The 14,834-nt window shown below is 70.3% G+C and carries 12 protein-coding genes and 1 tRNA gene; 8 read left to right on the top strand and 5 right to left on the bottom strand.

All coding sequences use genetic code 11. From position 1 onward, the window contains the following. On the top strand, nt 1-425 hold a 425-nt coding region (locus ACYVE7_RS15970; RefSeq protein ID WP_460365487.1), incomplete at its 5' end, for a glycosyltransferase. Here ACYVE7_RS15970 and ACYVE7_RS15965 read toward each other — a convergent pair. Beyond that, the gene (locus ACYVE7_RS15965; RefSeq protein WP_460365486.1) at nt 392-1,993 is read right to left on the bottom strand and encodes an acyl-CoA synthetase; all 1,602 of its coding nucleotides are present in this window, start codon (nt 1,991-1,993) and stop codon (nt 392-394) included. The genes ACYVE7_RS15970 and ACYVE7_RS15965 overlap by 34 nt on opposite strands. Nucleotides 1,994-2,154: 161 nt before the next feature. Here ACYVE7_RS15965 and sigE point away from each other — a divergent pair, with 161 nt between their 5' ends. From sigE to ACYVE7_RS15950, 3 genes are all read left to right on the top strand, one after another. Next, a complete protein-coding gene (gene sigE, locus ACYVE7_RS15960; RefSeq protein WP_460365485.1) occupies nt 2,155-2,706 on the top strand; it encodes an RNA polymerase sigma factor SigE in 552 nt (183 codons plus the stop codon). 64 nt (nt 2,707-2,770) lie between these two features. Next, a tRNA-Gly gene (locus ACYVE7_RS15955) sits at nt 2,771-2,842 on the top strand. A gap of 101 nt (nt 2,843-2,943) precedes the next feature. Further along, complete coding sequence (locus ACYVE7_RS15950; protein WP_460365484.1) at nt 2,944-3,732, top strand: alpha/beta fold hydrolase; 789 nt, start codon at nt 2,944-2,946, stop codon at nt 3,730-3,732. A 10-nt stretch (nt 3,733-3,742) separates the two neighbouring features. On the opposite strand, the gene ACYVE7_RS15945 is transcribed toward ACYVE7_RS15950, so the two are convergent. Further along, the gene (locus ACYVE7_RS15945; protein ID WP_460365483.1) at nt 3,743-5,059 is read right to left on the bottom strand and encodes a sensor histidine kinase; all 1,317 of its coding nucleotides are present in this window, start codon (nt 5,057-5,059) and stop codon (nt 3,743-3,745) included. 290 nt (nt 5,060-5,349) lie between these two features. Here ACYVE7_RS15945 and ACYVE7_RS15940 point away from each other — a divergent pair, with 290 nt between their 5' ends. Both ACYVE7_RS15940 and ACYVE7_RS15935 read left to right on the top strand, forming a co-directional pair. Continuing rightward, complete coding sequence (locus ACYVE7_RS15940; protein WP_460365482.1) at nt 5,350-6,612, top strand: helix-turn-helix domain-containing protein; 1,263 nt, start codon at nt 5,350-5,352, stop codon at nt 6,610-6,612. Between the two features lie 140 nt (nt 6,613-6,752). Next, a complete protein-coding gene (locus ACYVE7_RS15935) occupies nt 6,753-7,421 on the top strand; it encodes an esterase/lipase family protein (RefSeq protein WP_460365481.1) in 669 nt (222 codons plus the stop codon). Nucleotides 7,422-7,462: 41 nt separating this feature from the next. Here ACYVE7_RS15935 and ACYVE7_RS15930 read toward each other — a convergent pair whose 3' ends face one another. Further along, a complete protein-coding gene (locus ACYVE7_RS15930; protein ID WP_460365480.1) occupies nt 7,463-8,668 on the bottom strand; it encodes a lipase family protein in 1,206 nt (401 codons plus the stop codon). Between the two features lie 333 nt (nt 8,669-9,001). Here ACYVE7_RS15930 and ACYVE7_RS15925 point away from each other — a divergent pair, with 333 nt between their 5' ends. Continuing rightward, nucleotides 9,002-9,355: a GNAT family N-acetyltransferase gene (locus ACYVE7_RS15925; protein WP_460365479.1), complete on the top strand. Its 354-nt coding sequence runs from the start codon at nt 9,002-9,004 to the stop codon at nt 9,353-9,355. A 67-nt stretch (nt 9,356-9,422) separates the two neighbouring features. After that, nucleotides 9,423-10,103: a Uma2 family endonuclease gene (locus tag ACYVE7_RS15920; RefSeq protein ID WP_460365478.1), complete on the top strand. Its 681-nt coding sequence runs from the start codon at nt 9,423-9,425 to the stop codon at nt 10,101-10,103. Between the two features lie 60 nt (nt 10,104-10,163). Here the strand turns inward: ACYVE7_RS15920 and ccrA are convergent, their stop codons facing one another. Beyond that, on the bottom strand, nt 10,164-11,480 hold the full coding sequence (gene ccrA / locus ACYVE7_RS15915; RefSeq protein ID WP_460365477.1) for a crotonyl-CoA carboxylase/reductase: 1,317 nt from the start codon (nt 11,478-11,480) through the stop codon (nt 10,164-10,166). 38 nt (nt 11,481-11,518) lie between these two features. Beyond that, a partial coding sequence (locus ACYVE7_RS15910) for an SDR family NAD(P)-dependent oxidoreductase (RefSeq protein ID WP_460365476.1) occupies nt 11,519-14,834 on the bottom strand: 3,316 nt, incomplete at its 5' end.

Below are 14,834 nucleotides of genomic sequence, written 5' to 3'. Positions count from 1 at the left end.
CCCGCCGGGAGTCGTTCGGGCTCGCGGCGCTGGAGGCGCGGCTCGCGGGAGTGCCGGTGCTGGCGCACGCGGCGAGCGGGGTCGCGGACTTCGTCGACGACGGCACCGGAGGGCTGCTCGGCCGGAACCCCGCCGAACTCTCCCACGCGCTGGTCCGGCTGGTCACCGACCACGATCTACGGCACGCGCTGGCCTCCCACAACCGCAGGTTCGACGTCGAGGAGTGCACGTGGCCCGCGGTGCTCGGCGCGTTCGAGGAGATCTACTCCTCGCTCACCGGCCTGGCCGAGCCGGAGCCGCCCGTCGCCGAACCGGTGGCGGAGGCCGGGCCGCAGCGGCCCGGCCTCTACCTGGTCAGCGATCAGGACGTCCAGGATCAGGACGTCCGGGATCAGACACCCAGGACGGAACGCGCCCACTTGTAGTCGCTCTTGCCGACGGCGGTCCGCTGCACCTCGGTGACGAGCTGGAGCTGGCGCGGCAGCTTGTAGCCGGCGAGCCGTTCCCGGCAGTGGTCGACGATGTCCTCGAGGGTCAGCTCGAAGCCGGGCGCGGGCGCGACGACGGCCGCGACGCGCTGCCCGAACCGGTCGTCGGGCAGCCCGACGACCACGACGTCGTACACGCCAGGGTGGTCCTTGATCGCGACCTCGACCTCTTCGGGGTAGACCTTCTCCCCACCCGTGTTGATCATGAGGGAGCCACGGCCCAGCAGCACGATCGTGCCGTCGGCCTCCAGCGACGCGTAGTCGCCCGGCACCGACCAGCGGACCCCGTCGGCGTCGGTGAAGAACGTCGTCGCGGTCTTGGCGGGGTCGTTGAAGTAGCCGAGCGGGATGTGGCCGGTACGCGCCAGCTTGCCGATCTCACCGGGCTGGACGGGCTTGAGGTCGTCGTCGAGGACCGTGATGCCGTCCTTCATCTGGAAGCGGGCGGTGCCCTCCTTGCCGCCGACCGAGGGGCCGCACGCCCCGGTCTCGGACGCCCCGTAGTTGTCGAGGAACATCACGAACGGCAGCGTCTCCTTGATCGCGTCCTTCGCGGCCTCCGTCAGCGGCGCGCCGCCCGAGGCGATCGCGAACAGCGACGAGGTGTCGTGGGTGGTCTTGGCGAGTTCGGCGGCGAGCGGCTTGGCCATCACGTCGCCGACCACCATGATCACGTTGGCCTTCTCGCGGGCCAGCAGTTCCAGGGCGTGCGCCGGGTCGAAGTTGTGGTCGGTGTACAGCACGACCTGCGCGCCGCTGAACAGCGACATCAGCGCCACCCACTGGCCGGCGCCGTGCATGACGGGCGCGCAGTCCAGGGCGCACATCGCGTTGGCGTTGGCGTTCTCACGGATCTGCTCGGGGCTGGAGATCGGGTCGCCGAGCACGTTCCCGCCGCCCAGCGCTCCGAAGAAGATGTCCTCCGACCGCCACTCGACACCCTTCGGGTAGCCGGTGGTGCCGCCGGTGTACATGATGTACCGGTCGTCATCGGAACGCTCGGGGAAGTCGTTAGCGCCGGACTGACCGGCGATCGCCGCCTCGTAGGCGACGCCCGCGACGTCGTTCTCGCCGCCGTCCTCCAGGATCACCACATGCCGCAGATCGGGCAGCGCGGCCTGGTCGACCTTGCCGAGCAGGGACCGCTCGCCGATCAGCGCGACGGACTGGGAGTCCGACAGGACGTGGTGCAGTTCCCCCGCGACGTACCGGTAGTTCACCGGCACCGGCACGGCCCGGATCTTGAAGATGCCGAAGAACGCCTCGAGCCACTCGGCCCGGTTCCACGACAGGATCGCCACATGCTCGCCCGGCTTGACGCCCTGCTCGGCCAAGTGGTGCGCGACCTGGCTGGCGCGGGCGTTCAGCTCCGCGTAGGTCTGGCGGACGTCGCCCGCCACCAGGGCCGGTCGATCCGGCCCTGCTTCGGCGAGGAGCTCCAGAAGATCGGCCAGGTTGTAGGTCGCCACGTTCTCTCCTCGGCGCGGGGTCACTATTGGGGCCATCTTCGTTTCCATGACGTTAACCGGCAATACCCAACTGACAAATCGTCTCAGAAAGGTGCCTCACCTCACTGACAAACCCGGCGGGCTTAACGACCGTCTTATGGGGCATCCGAGAGGCTGTCGATAACAATTGAGAAACAAGCAGGGGGAGCTGAGGAGCAGTGACCGCAACCGTCGCCTGGACTCCGCCGAGCTGGGACGAGATCGTCAACCAGCACTCGAACCGCGTGTTCCGCCTGGCCTACCGGCTCACCGGCAACCGCCACGACGCCGAGGACCTCACCCAGGACGTGTTCGTCCGCGTCTTCCGGTCCCTGTCCTCCTACACGCCCGGCACCTTCGAGGGCTGGCTGCACCGGATCACCACCAACCTGTTCCTCGACGGCGCCCGCCGCCGCCAGCGGATCAGGTTCGACGCCCTCACCGACGAGGCCGCCGACAAGCTCCGCGCCCGGGAAGCAGGCCCCGCACAGCTCGTCGACGACTCCTACCTCGACCCCGAGGTGCAGACCGCGCTCGACGCCCTCGCCCCCGAATACCGGGTCGCGGTCATCCTCTGCGACATCGAAGGGCTGACCTACGAGGAGATCGCGGCCGTCCTCGACGTCAAGCTCGGCACGGTCCGCAGCCGGATCCACCGGGGCCGCTCCCAGCTCCGCAAGCAGCTCGAACACCGCCGCCCGCACGAGGCGGCGGCCGCCGCGGCGGGCTGATTCGGCCGATCGCGGATTATCGGCTAGGGTTTCTACTCGTCGCCCGGTGAGATCCCGGGGGCACGCGGAAGTGGCTCAGTGGTAGAGCATCACCTTGCCAAGGTGAGGGTCGCGGGTTCGAATCCCGTCTTCCGCTCTCAACGTGGAGAACTTGTCGCCCGGGCCTAGTGCCCGGGCTTTTCCTTATCACCTCGGTGTAGTGACCGGCGGGTCGTCTCCCGGTTAGCCTCCCGTTCCATGGACATCGTCTTCGAACGTCGCGGCGAGGGTGCGCCCCTCGTCCTGCTGCACGGCATCGGCCACCGCTGGCAGGCCTGGGAGCCGGTGTTCAACCTCCTGGCCAGAGAACGCGACGTGATCGCCGTCGATCTGCCCGGGTTCGGCTCCTCCCCCGCCCTCGGCGAGGAGCTCTCCTACGACCTCGACACGGTCGTCGGGCAGCTCGCCGACGCCTTCGACACCATGGGCCTGGTCAAACCGCACATCGCGGGCAACTCCCTCGGCGGGCTGTTCGCGCTGGAGGCCGCCGAACGCGGGCTCGTCTCCTCGGCGACGGCCCTGTCGCCCGCCGGGTTCTACGACGAGGCCGGATTCCGGTACGCGATCACCGTGCTGCGGGCGCTGCGGCTCGGGGCGTCCATCCCCGGCGCGCTGCTGGAACGGGTGATCGCCTCGCCGATCCAGCGGAACCTGCTGTTCCGGACCCTGTACGGACGTCCGCACCTCGTCGACCCCGCCACGCTGCTCGCCGACGCCAAGGCGATGGCCTCGGCCACCGGGTTCGAGAAGACCGTCAAGGCGGGGGCGGGCGTGCGGTTCAGCGGCACCCTCACCGACGTCCCCGTGACGATCGCGTGGGGCACCAAGGACCGGATCCTGCCGACGTCGCAGGCGCTCCACGCCCGCTCGACCCTCCCGCACGTCAACCACGTGTGGCTGCCGGGCTGCGGCCACATCCCGATGAGCGACGACCCCGAAATGGTCGCCGGCGTCATCCTGCGCACCAGCGCCCTGCTCGCCGCCTAGACGTGCGGGGCTAGGCCAGCGGCAGGTAGAGGACGAAGCGGGCGCCCTTCGGGGACTCCTCGACGCGTAGGGAACCGTCGTGGGCGAGCGCGATGTCCCGGGCGATCGCCAGGCCGAGGCCCGTGCCGCCCGCGCCACGGCTGCGGGCGCTGTCGAGCCGGGTGAACCGCTCGAAGATCCGGTCGCGGTCGGCGGGCGGGATGCCCGAACCCGAGTCGGTGACGGTCAGGAGGGCGTCGGGGCCGTCCCGGCGGACCTCCAGGAGGATCGGCGGCGCACCGTACCGTTCGGCGTTGTCGAGCAGGTTCGCCAGCAGCCGTTCGATCTGCATCCTCACCCCGTCGACGATCACGTCGGGCTCGGCTTCGACCGTCACGCCCTCCCGTCCGGCGGCCAGGGCCAGGGCACCCAGATCGAACTCCTCGCGGGCGGCGTCGGCGGTGCCGAGCCTGGCCAGGAGCAGCAGATCGGTGACGATCGCCTCCAGCCGGTCGGTGTCGCGCAGGGCGTCGCCGACGGTGCGGCGCAGATCGGTGTCGTCGGGGTAGAGGGCGGCCTCCTCCAGGGTGGCGCGCAGACCGGCGATCGGGGTGCGGAGCTCGTGCGAGGCGTCCGAGGCGAACTGGCGCTGCCGTGACACGGCGCGTTCCAGCCGGTCCAGGGTCAGGTTCGCGGTACGGGCGAGCTGGGCGATCTCGTCCTCGCCGCGCGGCTGCGGCACCCGGCGACTCAGATCCGTCGCGCTGATCTCCGAGAGCTGCGCGCGGATCGCCTCGATCGGGCCGAGGGTACGGCCCACCATCAGATGGGTCAGCCACGCGACCAGCGCGGTGAGCACCGCCACGATCCCCGCGATGAACAGGTCGAGGAGGTGGCCGCTCACCAGCGACGGCACCCGCACCGCCGCCAGGACGACCGGGGCGTCCGGCGCCGCGGTGATCCGGACCGCCTCGACGAGATAGCAGCCGCCGCCGGGCGCCGGGCACTCGACCCGATCCGCCACCCGGACGTCAGGGGCCGGGCGGAACACCGAGATCGGCACACGGCCGCGGGCCGCACCGGTGGAGTTCAGCACCCGCCCGTCCGGGCCGACGATCTGGATCAGTTCGACCTCGACGTCCAGCGGGATCGGCACCGGCACCACGCCCGCCCGCAGATCCGCCGAGATCCGGCGGGCCGCCTTCTGCGCCTTGTCGAAGGCGTCATCGGTCAGCGACTCCCTGACCAGCGCCGCGGCCCCGAAACCGAGCACCCCGAAGACCGCGCCCGACAGGAGCGCGGCGATGAGCGTGTCCCTGGCCCGGATGGACCGTGGCCACCACCGCATACGGTTCCCTCCACCGGCAGATCGACGCCCAGTATCCCGGCGGGCGCGGCGGCCACCCGGGTGGACGCGCCGTCCGGACGGCATCCCGCGCGCCCGTCCGGAAAGAACCGGGGAAGTTGTCACGGTCCTGCGGCCGAACCTGGTCGGGAACGTAACTACACTGGCGAGGCCTGATCCCCTCAGGACATGATTTGACCCACAATCATGTAGAAAGTTACACAGGTCACTGTTTTCTCGGTGATCGACCGCCCCAGGTGCGGGGGCCTTGAGCGCCGGTTGGAGGTCACCGCATGTCTGCAGAAGCGAGCGTCCCCGCTCGCAGCAGCCGTTCCGAAGCCAGCCCCTGGGACGACATCCCGGGCGAGCTGGCCGAGCACATCCGCCCGCACCTGGACGAGGTGGCCGAGGAGATCATCAGCGAGATCCAGATCAGGGTCCGCGAATACTCCCGGGGCGAGGGCCCCTACGCGTCGATGCTCCGGCTCGTCGTCGAACGCGCCCTCCAGCACTTCGTCGACCGGATCGCCGGCGGCAACTTCGACGACGAGGAGTTCTTCGCGGCGATCGGCCGCGGCGAAGCCGGAGAGGGCCGCTCCCTCGACCCGCTCCAGTCGGCGATGCGCGTCGGCTCCCTCGTCGCCTGGCGGCGGCTCAGCTCCAACGCCTACGACCTCGACCCGCGGATCATCGCCAGCCTCGGCGAAGCCGTCTTCCTCCACCAGGACGAGATCGCCAAAGCGGCCGCCGAAGGCTACTCGCAGGCCAGGGCCGCCGTCGCCGGCGAAATGCAGCGCCGCCGCCGCCGGCTGCTCGACCTGCTGCTGTCCGACCCGGCCCCCGGGCACGACGCCGTCGCCGACCTCGCGGCCGCCGCCCACTGGCAGATGCCGCGGACCATCGCGGACGTCGCCCTCGACATCCGGCACCAGGACACCCGGCCGCCCGCGTTCCCGCCGGACGTCCTCGTCGACCTGTCCCGCACCCTGCCCAGCCTGATCATCCCCGACCCGGACGGCCCCGGCCGCGCCGCGCTCGTCGACCGGGCCCTCGCCGACTGCTCGGGCGTCATCGGGCCGACCGTCCCGGTGACGGAGGCCGCCCGCTCCATGCACCTGGCCCGCCAGATGCTCCAGCTCGCCGGACGGGGCGTCATCGAGGCCGACGGCGTGATCCGCTGCGTCGACCACATGAGCACCCTGATCATGTTCCAGGACGAGTCGCTCCTGGACTCCCTGGCCGCCCTCCGCCTCGCCCCGCTGGCGCACCTGCGCAACAGCCAGCAGGACCGGCTCGCCGAGACCCTGCTGGCGTGGCTGCAGTCGGGCCGGAACGCCAACGAGGTGGCGATGCGGCTGCACGTCCACCCGCAGACGGTCCGCTACCGGCTCCGCCAGCTCGAAGAGCTCTTCGGCGACCAGCTCCTCGACCCCGACCTCCGCTTCGACCTGGAGATCGTCCTGCGGGCCCGCCGACTCCAGCAGGCCAGCTCCGTGACGACCACCGGCGAGCACCGGGCCGTCTCCGGCGAGGTCATCACCCTCCGCCGCTACTGACGCGGGGAAAGTCCTTCTTGTCACACCTTGAGCGGCTTTCGGCGACGTCGCTCAGGGCCTGCCTAGTCGGCCGCGTCAACCGATCGGATCATGAGTGCCCCGCCCCGCGCATCGGGGCGGGCCACCCCCCAGGAGCACTCATGCGTCTTCTCCGGCTCGCCGTCGGCGTCCTCACCGCCGCCGCCGCGCTCACCGCGCCCGCCACCGCCGCCCGCGCCGACGGACCCAACCCCGTGATCTTCGTGCACGGCTTCTCCGGCAGCACCACCAACTGGGACAGAGCCCGAACGGTCTTCCAGAACGCGGGCTACCCCGCCGACCGCCTGTACACCTACGGCTACAACTCCTACGGCGACAACGTCAAGAACGCCGCCGGGCTCGCGGCCTTCGTCGCAGACGTGAAGTCCGCGACGGGCGCGGCCAAGGTCGACCTCGTCAACCACTCGATGGGCGGCCTGGTCAGCCTCCACTATCTGAAGGTGCTGAACGGCGCCCAGAACGTGGCGCATCTGGCGTCGCTCGCGGGTGCCAACCACGGCACCTGGTCGGCGATGAACTGCTGGTGGTTCACCACCTGCCGCCAGATGCTCCCCGGCTCCCCCTTCATCGGCAAGCTCACCGCGGGCGACGAGACCCCGGGGCCCACGTCCTACGCCACCTGGTACTCCTCCTGCGACGGCGTGATCAACCCGTATCGCAGCACCGAACTGGCCGGCGCCCAGAACAACGAGACCGACTGCGTCAAGCACGTAGCGTTCCTCGGCAACACCGCGGTCCTCACTCAGGTCGCCGCGTTCCTCCGGAGCTGAGCTCCGCCGGACCGGGCTCGCCCGGTCCGGCCTCGCGGACGTCAGCAGGAAGTGGGCGGCTGCTTGCCGGCGAACCGGTCCGACAGGTAGGCGAGGGCGTCACCGGAACGTCCCAGGGCCTCGGTGATGTGCCCGCCCAGCCAGTCGCGCACGTTCTGGACCTTGGTTCCCTTGGCGCACCACGCCTTGGACAGGACGTCCGCCTGGCCGACCGGGACGATCTCATCGAAAACGGCGTGGTAGCTGTAGACGGGGGTCGTCGGGGCGTTCGCGCCGAGCTTGTTCCGCTTGAGCACCGCCGCCACCGACGGCACGGCGGACAGATCGGCCACGGTCGTGTAGTCGGACATCTTCTTGAACGCGAAATCGAGCAGAAGCTCGTTGGTGCAGCGTCCGGTGGCCTTCGCCATGGCCTTGACGCCTTCGGCGTTGAGCAGCCCCGCCATCCCCGCCTCGGGGAACTCGGTCATCAGGCTGACGTTGACGCCGATCCCGAAACCGGAGAAGATCCCGCCGTCGATGTGCTTGCCGACGACCCCGAGGTCGGCGGGTGTGCCGCCCATCGTCGCGCCCTTCAGGTCGAGCTCGGGCGCGTAGGACGGCTGGAGTTCGGCGGCCCAGCCCGTCGCCTGGGCTCCACCCGAGTAGCCGCTGAGCGCCCACGGGTTGCCGGGCCCGAGCCCGCCCTCCCCGAACCGCTGGACGGCGCGGATCCCGTCGAGCACCGCGTGCCCGGCCTGCGGCCCCGCCCCGTACACCGATTTCGGCCCCTCAAAGTCGGGAAACGCCACCGCCCACCCCTTGTCGATCATGGCAGGCGCGAACAGCGCGGTCGGCGCGTCAGAGAACCCACCCTGCGCGAGCGTGTAGGACGGCGCACACTGCGTCCCGGTCCCATCCTCGGCAAGCTGCAACGACACCACAGGCCGCGCCCCACCCCCCGTCCACCCCTTCTTCGGCACGGCAACAGTCGTCACGGCCAGCTCGGCCACGTCATGCGAGTCGTTGCTGCGGTAGGAGATCTGCCAAGCGTCGGCCTTGTCCGACAACCCACCCCACTTCAGCGTGACGGCCCGCTTCGCCACGACCGCCCCCGGCGCATAGGCGGCAATGTCCGCAGGCGCCACATAAAACGAATCCTGATCAGGCACCACCGAACCGGCGGCCTCCTCGGCCCCCGCCGCGCTGTTCCCACCAAGCACTCCGGCCGCGACCGCGACCGTCAGCCACACGGCTGCTCTTCTCATGTCCACTCCAGTCAGGAACCGGCCCCAAAGCCGTAAGCCCCCCACTGTCGCGCCCCCCACCCCACCAAACTGCTCCATCCCCGCGCACCCTCCCCCACCCCCTCCGCACCCTCTGACTATTCCCCCGCGCGGCACCCCACCCGCTCACGAAAAGCCGTTGCGGCACGACCCCACGTCCACAGAAAACTGTCCCCCATGACTCGACCGCGTCTTCTGCGCCCCTCCCCGAACTACCGCGACACGTACCTTTCCGGTGAGCGGGCGGACCAGGCCGCTACTGGGGCGGACGCGCTCTGGCTGGATGGCGCCGAAGCGGACTTTGCGGCCTTTGCCATGGATCGTGGGCAGACCCGTGTTCGCTGGGGAGTCCCGTCCACCGAGTACTGGTGGATCGCCGGCGGCACCTACCTCGGCACCCTGATCATCCGCCACTGCCTCACCCCCGGGCTGGCCCTCTCCGGCGGCCATATCGGCTACCACGTCGTCGCGCCCCACCAACGCCAGGGGCACGCCACGCGTATGCTCGCCGCCGCCCTCCCCCTCTGCCGGGCCCTTGGTCTCCCCCGCGTCCTCCTCACCTGCCACTCCGCCAACACCCCCTCCCACCGCGTCATCCGCGCCAACGGCGGCCGCCACACCGCCACCCACGCCGACGAACACCACTACTGGCTCGAAGTCCCTGGCTAGGCGCTGATTTCCGGGGTTCTGGCTAACCTGGGGGAGGCACTGTCCTACGCTTTCGCGGGAGCTGATCGTGAAGAATGAGGAGCGCTCGGTGACCATCGCCAAGGTCGAAGGACTCGAAACCGTCGAGCTGTACGACACTCCCTACGCCCTGTGGGAACGCGGCGAGCTCCACGATCTGCTGCACCTACCCGAGACCTACACGGTCGAGATCGTCGGCGGAGTGATCGTGGTGAAATCAGCGGCGTCACTGGGACATGCCGCAATCCTCCAGTCCATCGCGAAACCCTTCCTCGTCCGCGAGGACGATCCCGGCTTTTCGTGGGCGGTCATCGGCGGACCGGCCCTCGGGATGGTCGGATTCGGTGACGGCTACATTCCCGACCTCATGGTGCTCGACCGCGGCCTCCTCGACGAGGCCGTAGGAGCCAATGTCCGCAGTCTCGTCCCAGATCAGGTGGAGATGGTCGTGGAGGTGACTTCGCGGTCGAACGCAGCAGAGGATCGCCGCCCGGTCGCGGACCGGCAGCGTCCCACCAAATGGACCGGGTACGCCCGCGCCGAGATCCCGCACTACCTGCTCGTGGACGCCAATCCGCGCGACCCGCAGGTCGAGCTCTGGTCGATCCCCGAGGGCCGCAGCGGGGCCTATCTCGACTGTCAGCGTTGGAGTTTCGGGGAGGACGTGGCGCTGCCCGAGCACTTCGGGATCGAGTTCTCCACCGCCAAGTGGAAGGTCTGGCCTGCGTAAGGCCCAAGAGAAAAGGGGAGCGCCCCGCTGGGGGTGGCGGGGCGCTGAGGGGGGTGGGGGTCAGGAGCGGTAGAGGTTGAGTTTTTCTTCGCCGATTTTGGCTCGGAGGGTGGGGTTGTCTACGCCTAGGCCCTCGGTGGGGGCGGCGCAGAGGACGGCGACCTTGCCGATGTGCTGGTTCGTCTGGACGGCTCGGGTGGCGTCGGCGGCCTGGGTGAGGGGGAAGACCTTCGACAGCGTGGGGTGGAGCATGCCCAGGGAGAACAGGCGGTTGGTCTCGACGGCCTCGTGGTAGTTGAAACCGTGCGAACCGATGATCGACTTCAGGCGCATCCAGAGGAAGCGGTTGTCGTACTCGTGCTTGAAGCCCGTCGACGAACCACAGGTGACGATCTTGCCGCCGCGCTTGGCGACGTATACGGAGGTGCCGAAGGTCTCCGCGCCCAGGTACTCGAAGACGATCTGGGGGTCCTCGCCGACGAGGGAGCGGATCGCCTCGCCGAGGATCCGGCCGGCCTTGCGGTGGCGGAAGCCCTCCGCGCCCAGCCCCAGCTCGTTGCGGTTGATGACGTGCTCGACGCCCTGCCTGCGGACCAGTTCCGCCTTGTCCTCCGAGCCGACCACCGCGACGGGGATGCCGCCGCCGTTCTTGACGAGCTGGGTGGCGTAGGAGCCGAGCCCGCCCGTACCGCCCCACACCAGGACGACGTCGCCCTGCTTCATCTGCGCGCCGTGCTTGCTGACCAGCATCCGGTAGGCGGTCGCCGCGCACAGCGTGTTCGAGGCGGCCTCCTCCCAGGTCAGATGCTCCGGCTTCTTGATCAGCTGGTTGGCCTTGGCGACGCAGAACTCGCCGAGCGAACCGAAGTTGGTCTCGAACCCCCACGCGAGCTGGGTCTCGCTCATCATGCCGTCGTCGTAGGAGCCGTGGTCCTCCTCATCGACGTACGACGGCGAAAGGACGACCTTGTCGCCGACCCGCCACCGCTTGACGCCCGCACCGACCTTGACCACGACGCCCGCGCCGTCCGAGCCGAGCTGGTGCTGGTCGAGGACGTGCTTGGCCATCGACGGGTTCCGCCGGGCCACGCCCTCCAGATAGTCGAACGTCGGGAACGGCTCGAAGATCGCGGACCAGACGGTGTTGAAGTTGATCGCGGCGGCCATGACGGCGACGACGACCTCGTCGGGGGCGATCTCGGGCATCGGCATCTCACCGACGTGCAGCGACTTGCGGACGTCCTTGTCCGTCTCGCCCTCAAAGATTCCGATCTCGTCCTTGCGAAGGAAGCCCGCGCGGTAGGAGGACGGCAGCTCGATCTTGAGCAGCTCCTCGCGCGATGCGCCGTTGATGACGGCCTCAAGCATTTCGGACATTGTTCTTCCTCAGGGGGTCAGTCGCGCCTTGCGGGTGGTCAGCGGGCCAGTTCCGCAGCCAGGTGAGCGGCGATGACGTTCACGCCGGGCGGGTCGAGCAGGTTGAGGTGGTGCGTTTCCGGCACTTCGACGATTTCCAGACCGGAACATAGCGGACCCAGGCCATTGGTCTCGTCGAGATTGACATATCGGACGTCCTGGACGGCCCAGGGCGTCGGCAGCGGAGCCTTGTAGAGGATCACCCGGCCGTCGTACGGCTGGTAGGTGTACGCCTCCAGGGTCCGTGTGTCCTGGTGGGAGGTGAGCTGGTGGTGCAGGACCGCCGGGGGCAGCGACGCCATGGCGGGCGCGGCGCGCTCGGCGACGAGGGCGAACATCTCGTCCTCGTTCTTGCCGGCCAGCTCCTCGTAGGTGAGGGAGACCTCCATGCCGTAGGTCTCGGTCAGGTAGGTGGCGAATCCGGCGAACCGGTGGGCGAGGTTGTCGGCGTCGTCGTCGGTGGGCAGCGGCACGCCGCCGTCGAACAGGGCGACGAACTCGACTTCGTGGCCGGCGGCGGTGAGCTGGCGGGCGGTCTCGTAGGCGAGGGTCGCGCCGAACGACCAGCCGCCGAGCCGGTAGGGGCCTTCGGGCTGGGTGGCGAGGATGTGCTCGGCGTACCGGGCGGACCGCTCCTCGACGCTCGGGGCGTCCTCCCACCGCTCCAGCCCGTAGAACGGCTGGCCGGTGCCGATGAGCACGGCGAGCTGCTGGTAGCAGCCGGTGGTGCCGCCCGCGGGGTGGGCGGCGAAGAACGGCCGGCCGTCGCCCTTGGGCTGGAGCGGCCGGACGGTCTGCCGCGCCGCCTCGTCCTCGACCGACCGGATGACGTCGGCGACGCCTTCCGCGGTCGGGTTGGCGAACAGCTCCATCCGGTCGAACACGGAGTGCAGTTCGGCTTCGAGGGCCGCGTGGATCTGGTCGGCCTGGTGTTCGGCGCCGCCCAGTTCGAAGAAGTTCTCCACCACGGAGACCTGCGCCAGGCCCAGGTGTTCCTCGAACATCCGGGCGACGATCCGTTCGGCGCCGTCGCGCGGCATGACGTAGGCGGCGTCGCGTTCGGAGACGGCGGCCGAGCCGCCGATGCCGAGTTCGCCGGCCGCCCACTCCTCGAACGCGTCGACGGACGCGCCCTGCAGCAGGACGGCGGGCGGGACGGTCAGCCCGAGGTCGTGTTCGACGGCGCTCTTGATCCGGACGGCGACCAGGGAGTCCAGGCCGAGTTCGGTGAGCGGCATGGTCGGGTCGAGCCGGTCGACGTCGAAGCCGAGGATCGTGGAGACCCGTTCGCGGACCCGGTTCCTGATGGCTTTGCGGGCCTCGTCGGCGGGGAGGGCGCGCAGCGCGTCGGGGCCTGCCCAGTCGTCGGCGACGGTGCTGCCGGCGGCCGCGACGAGCGCCGCGTAGAACGGCATCTTCTTGATCTCGGGGAAGAGTTCGACGGCCGTCTTGGCGTCGAACCTGAGGACGCCCGCGGCGGTGTGCTCGTAGGCGAGGAGCGCTTCGAGTGCTTCGGCGCCTTCGTCGGGGGTGATCGCCTCGATCACGTTGACCTTGCTGTCGACGGCGCCGCCGACCTGCGCCCAGGTGCCCCAGTTGATCGTCGTCGCGGCGAGCCCGCGGGCCGCCCGGTAGTGGGCGAGCGCGTCGAGCGCGGCGTTCGCGGCGGCGTAGGAGCCCTGCCCCGGCGAGCCGAGCAGCGCTGCCGCCGAGGAGTGCAGGACGAAGAAGTCAAGACCGTCAGAGGCCGCTTTCCCGCTGTATGCGGCGCCAGAGCCCCACTCGGGGGGTTCCGGGGGTTGGCCCCCGTGGTTGAGCACAGCGGAGTGGAGGTGCCAGGCGCCGATGACCTTGGCGGTCCAGACGCGGGCGAGGTCTTCTTCGTGGATCTCGGTGACGAGGCGGTCGGCCATGGCGGCGGCGCCGTGCAGGATGCCGCAGAGCCGGACGCCGCCTTCGGTGGCCGCGCCGACGAGCCGTTCGGCGACGCCGTCGGCGGCGATGTCGCCGAGCACGATCCCGACGTCGACGCCGGATTCACGGAGTTTCGCGATCACCTTTTCGGCGTCGGGCCCGGGGCCTGAGCGGCCGGACAGCACGATCCGGCCGGCGCCGCGGTCGGCGAGCAGTTTCGCGGTGACGAGGCCGAGGCCGCCGTAGCCGCCGGTGATGATGTACGCGCCGCCGCGCCTGACCACGCGCCGCGGCTTCGCGGCGGCCGGATCCAGTTCGATCTGGGTGAGCCGGGTGACGTGCCGCAGCCCGTCCCGCCACACGATCTCGGTGTCGGGCAGCCCCGCCGCGACCTCGGTGTTGACCAGCGCGAGCTGGGTCTGCGACAAGACGGTCCGGTCGCCGGGCTCCTGGCCTTCTTCGGTGTCGAGGTCGAGCCAGGTGGCGCGCAGTCCGGGCTGTTCGAAGCCGAGCACCCGGACCAGCCCGGACAGGAACGCCTGCCCGGGACGGCCCGCGTCCGTGCCGACGGCGGCGGTGCCGCGGGTGACGAGCCAGAGCCGCTGCGCGGTGAGCGCCCGCGCCAGGTCGGCGACCAGCAGCACCAGGCTCTCGTTCTGCAGCAGTCCCGGCGGGACGACCACGACGTCGCGGGTCTCGGCGGTGATCAGGGCGCGGATCGCGTTCTCGGCGTCCGACCAGTCGAGGTCGTCGACGATCAGCAGGCCGTCGGCCGCTTCTGCGGGCTCCTCCGGCCAGGGCGCGGGCACCAGTTCGGTGCCGACGAGCTTGTCGGCGAGCGGGACGGGCAGCTCACCGGGGGGTGCGAGCACTATCCCGGTCGCGGACAGCAGAAGGTGGCCGTCCGGCGAGAAGAGGTGGACCGCTCCGGTGACTTCTTCCTCACCGTGGAGCACGGAGACCTTACAGTGGCCGCCACGGTGGGTGGGGCCGAAGACACGCAGCTCGCCGATGCTCTCGGGACGCCAGCCTGGCTCGCCCGCCTCGGCGGCGAGCAGGGCGAGGCAGCGGTCGAACACCTCGGGGTGGAGCCGGTAGTGGCGGCTGCCGCGGGTCGCGCCCGCGACCTCGGTGCCGGAGCCGAACACGACGACCGGGACGTCGCCGTGGTCGAGCCCGTCGAGGCCGGGTTCGGCGTGCACGATGTGCGGCTGGGGGGCGCGGTCGGGGACGGCGTCCGCCGACGCGATCCTCGTCCAGGTGCCGGCGGCGTTCCTGGCGTGGATCTCCAGATGGCCGTCCTCGGCGAGGGTGGTGCTGAGGGTGGCGGGGCCGCCCAGGGCGAGCGGCCGGTGGGCGATCAGCCGGTGGACGGCCGTCGCGTCCTGCACCGCGCCCTCG

It is taken from the genome of Actinocorallia lasiicapitis (assembly GCF_054778695.1).
This window is presented reverse-complemented; position numbering and strand designations above follow the sequence as displayed.

What these genes read in the sequence shown, in the direction of transcription:
- ACYVE7_RS15950 (WP_460365484.1), top strand. Translation starts at nt 2,944, where the DNA reads ATGGACATCGTCTTCGAACGTCGCGGCGAGGGTGCGCCCCTCGTCCTG.
- ACYVE7_RS15925 (WP_460365479.1), top strand. Translation starts at nt 9,002, where the DNA reads ATGGATCGTGGGCAGACCCGTGTTCGCTGGGGAGTCCCGTCCACCGAG.
- ACYVE7_RS15965 (WP_460365486.1), bottom strand. Translation starts at nt 1,993, where the DNA reads ATGGCCCCAATAGTGACCCCGCGCCGAGGAGAGAACGTGGCGACCTAC.
- ACYVE7_RS15940 (WP_460365482.1), top strand. Translation starts at nt 5,350, where the DNA reads ATGTCTGCAGAAGCGAGCGTCCCCGCTCGCAGCAGCCGTTCCGAAGCC.
- ACYVE7_RS15930 (WP_460365480.1), bottom strand. Translation starts at nt 8,668, where the DNA reads ATGAGAAGAGCAGCCGTGTGGCTGACGGTCGCGGTCGCGGCCGGAGTG.
- ACYVE7_RS15945 (WP_460365483.1), bottom strand. Translation starts at nt 5,059, where the DNA reads ATGCGGTGGTGGCCACGGTCCATCCGGGCCAGGGACACGCTCATCGCC.
- ccrA (WP_460365477.1), bottom strand. Translation starts at nt 11,480, where the DNA reads ATGTCCGAAATGCTTGAGGCCGTCATCAACGGCGCATCGCGCGAGGAG.
- ACYVE7_RS15935 (WP_460365481.1), top strand. Translation starts at nt 6,753, where the DNA reads ATGCGTCTTCTCCGGCTCGCCGTCGGCGTCCTCACCGCCGCCGCCGCG.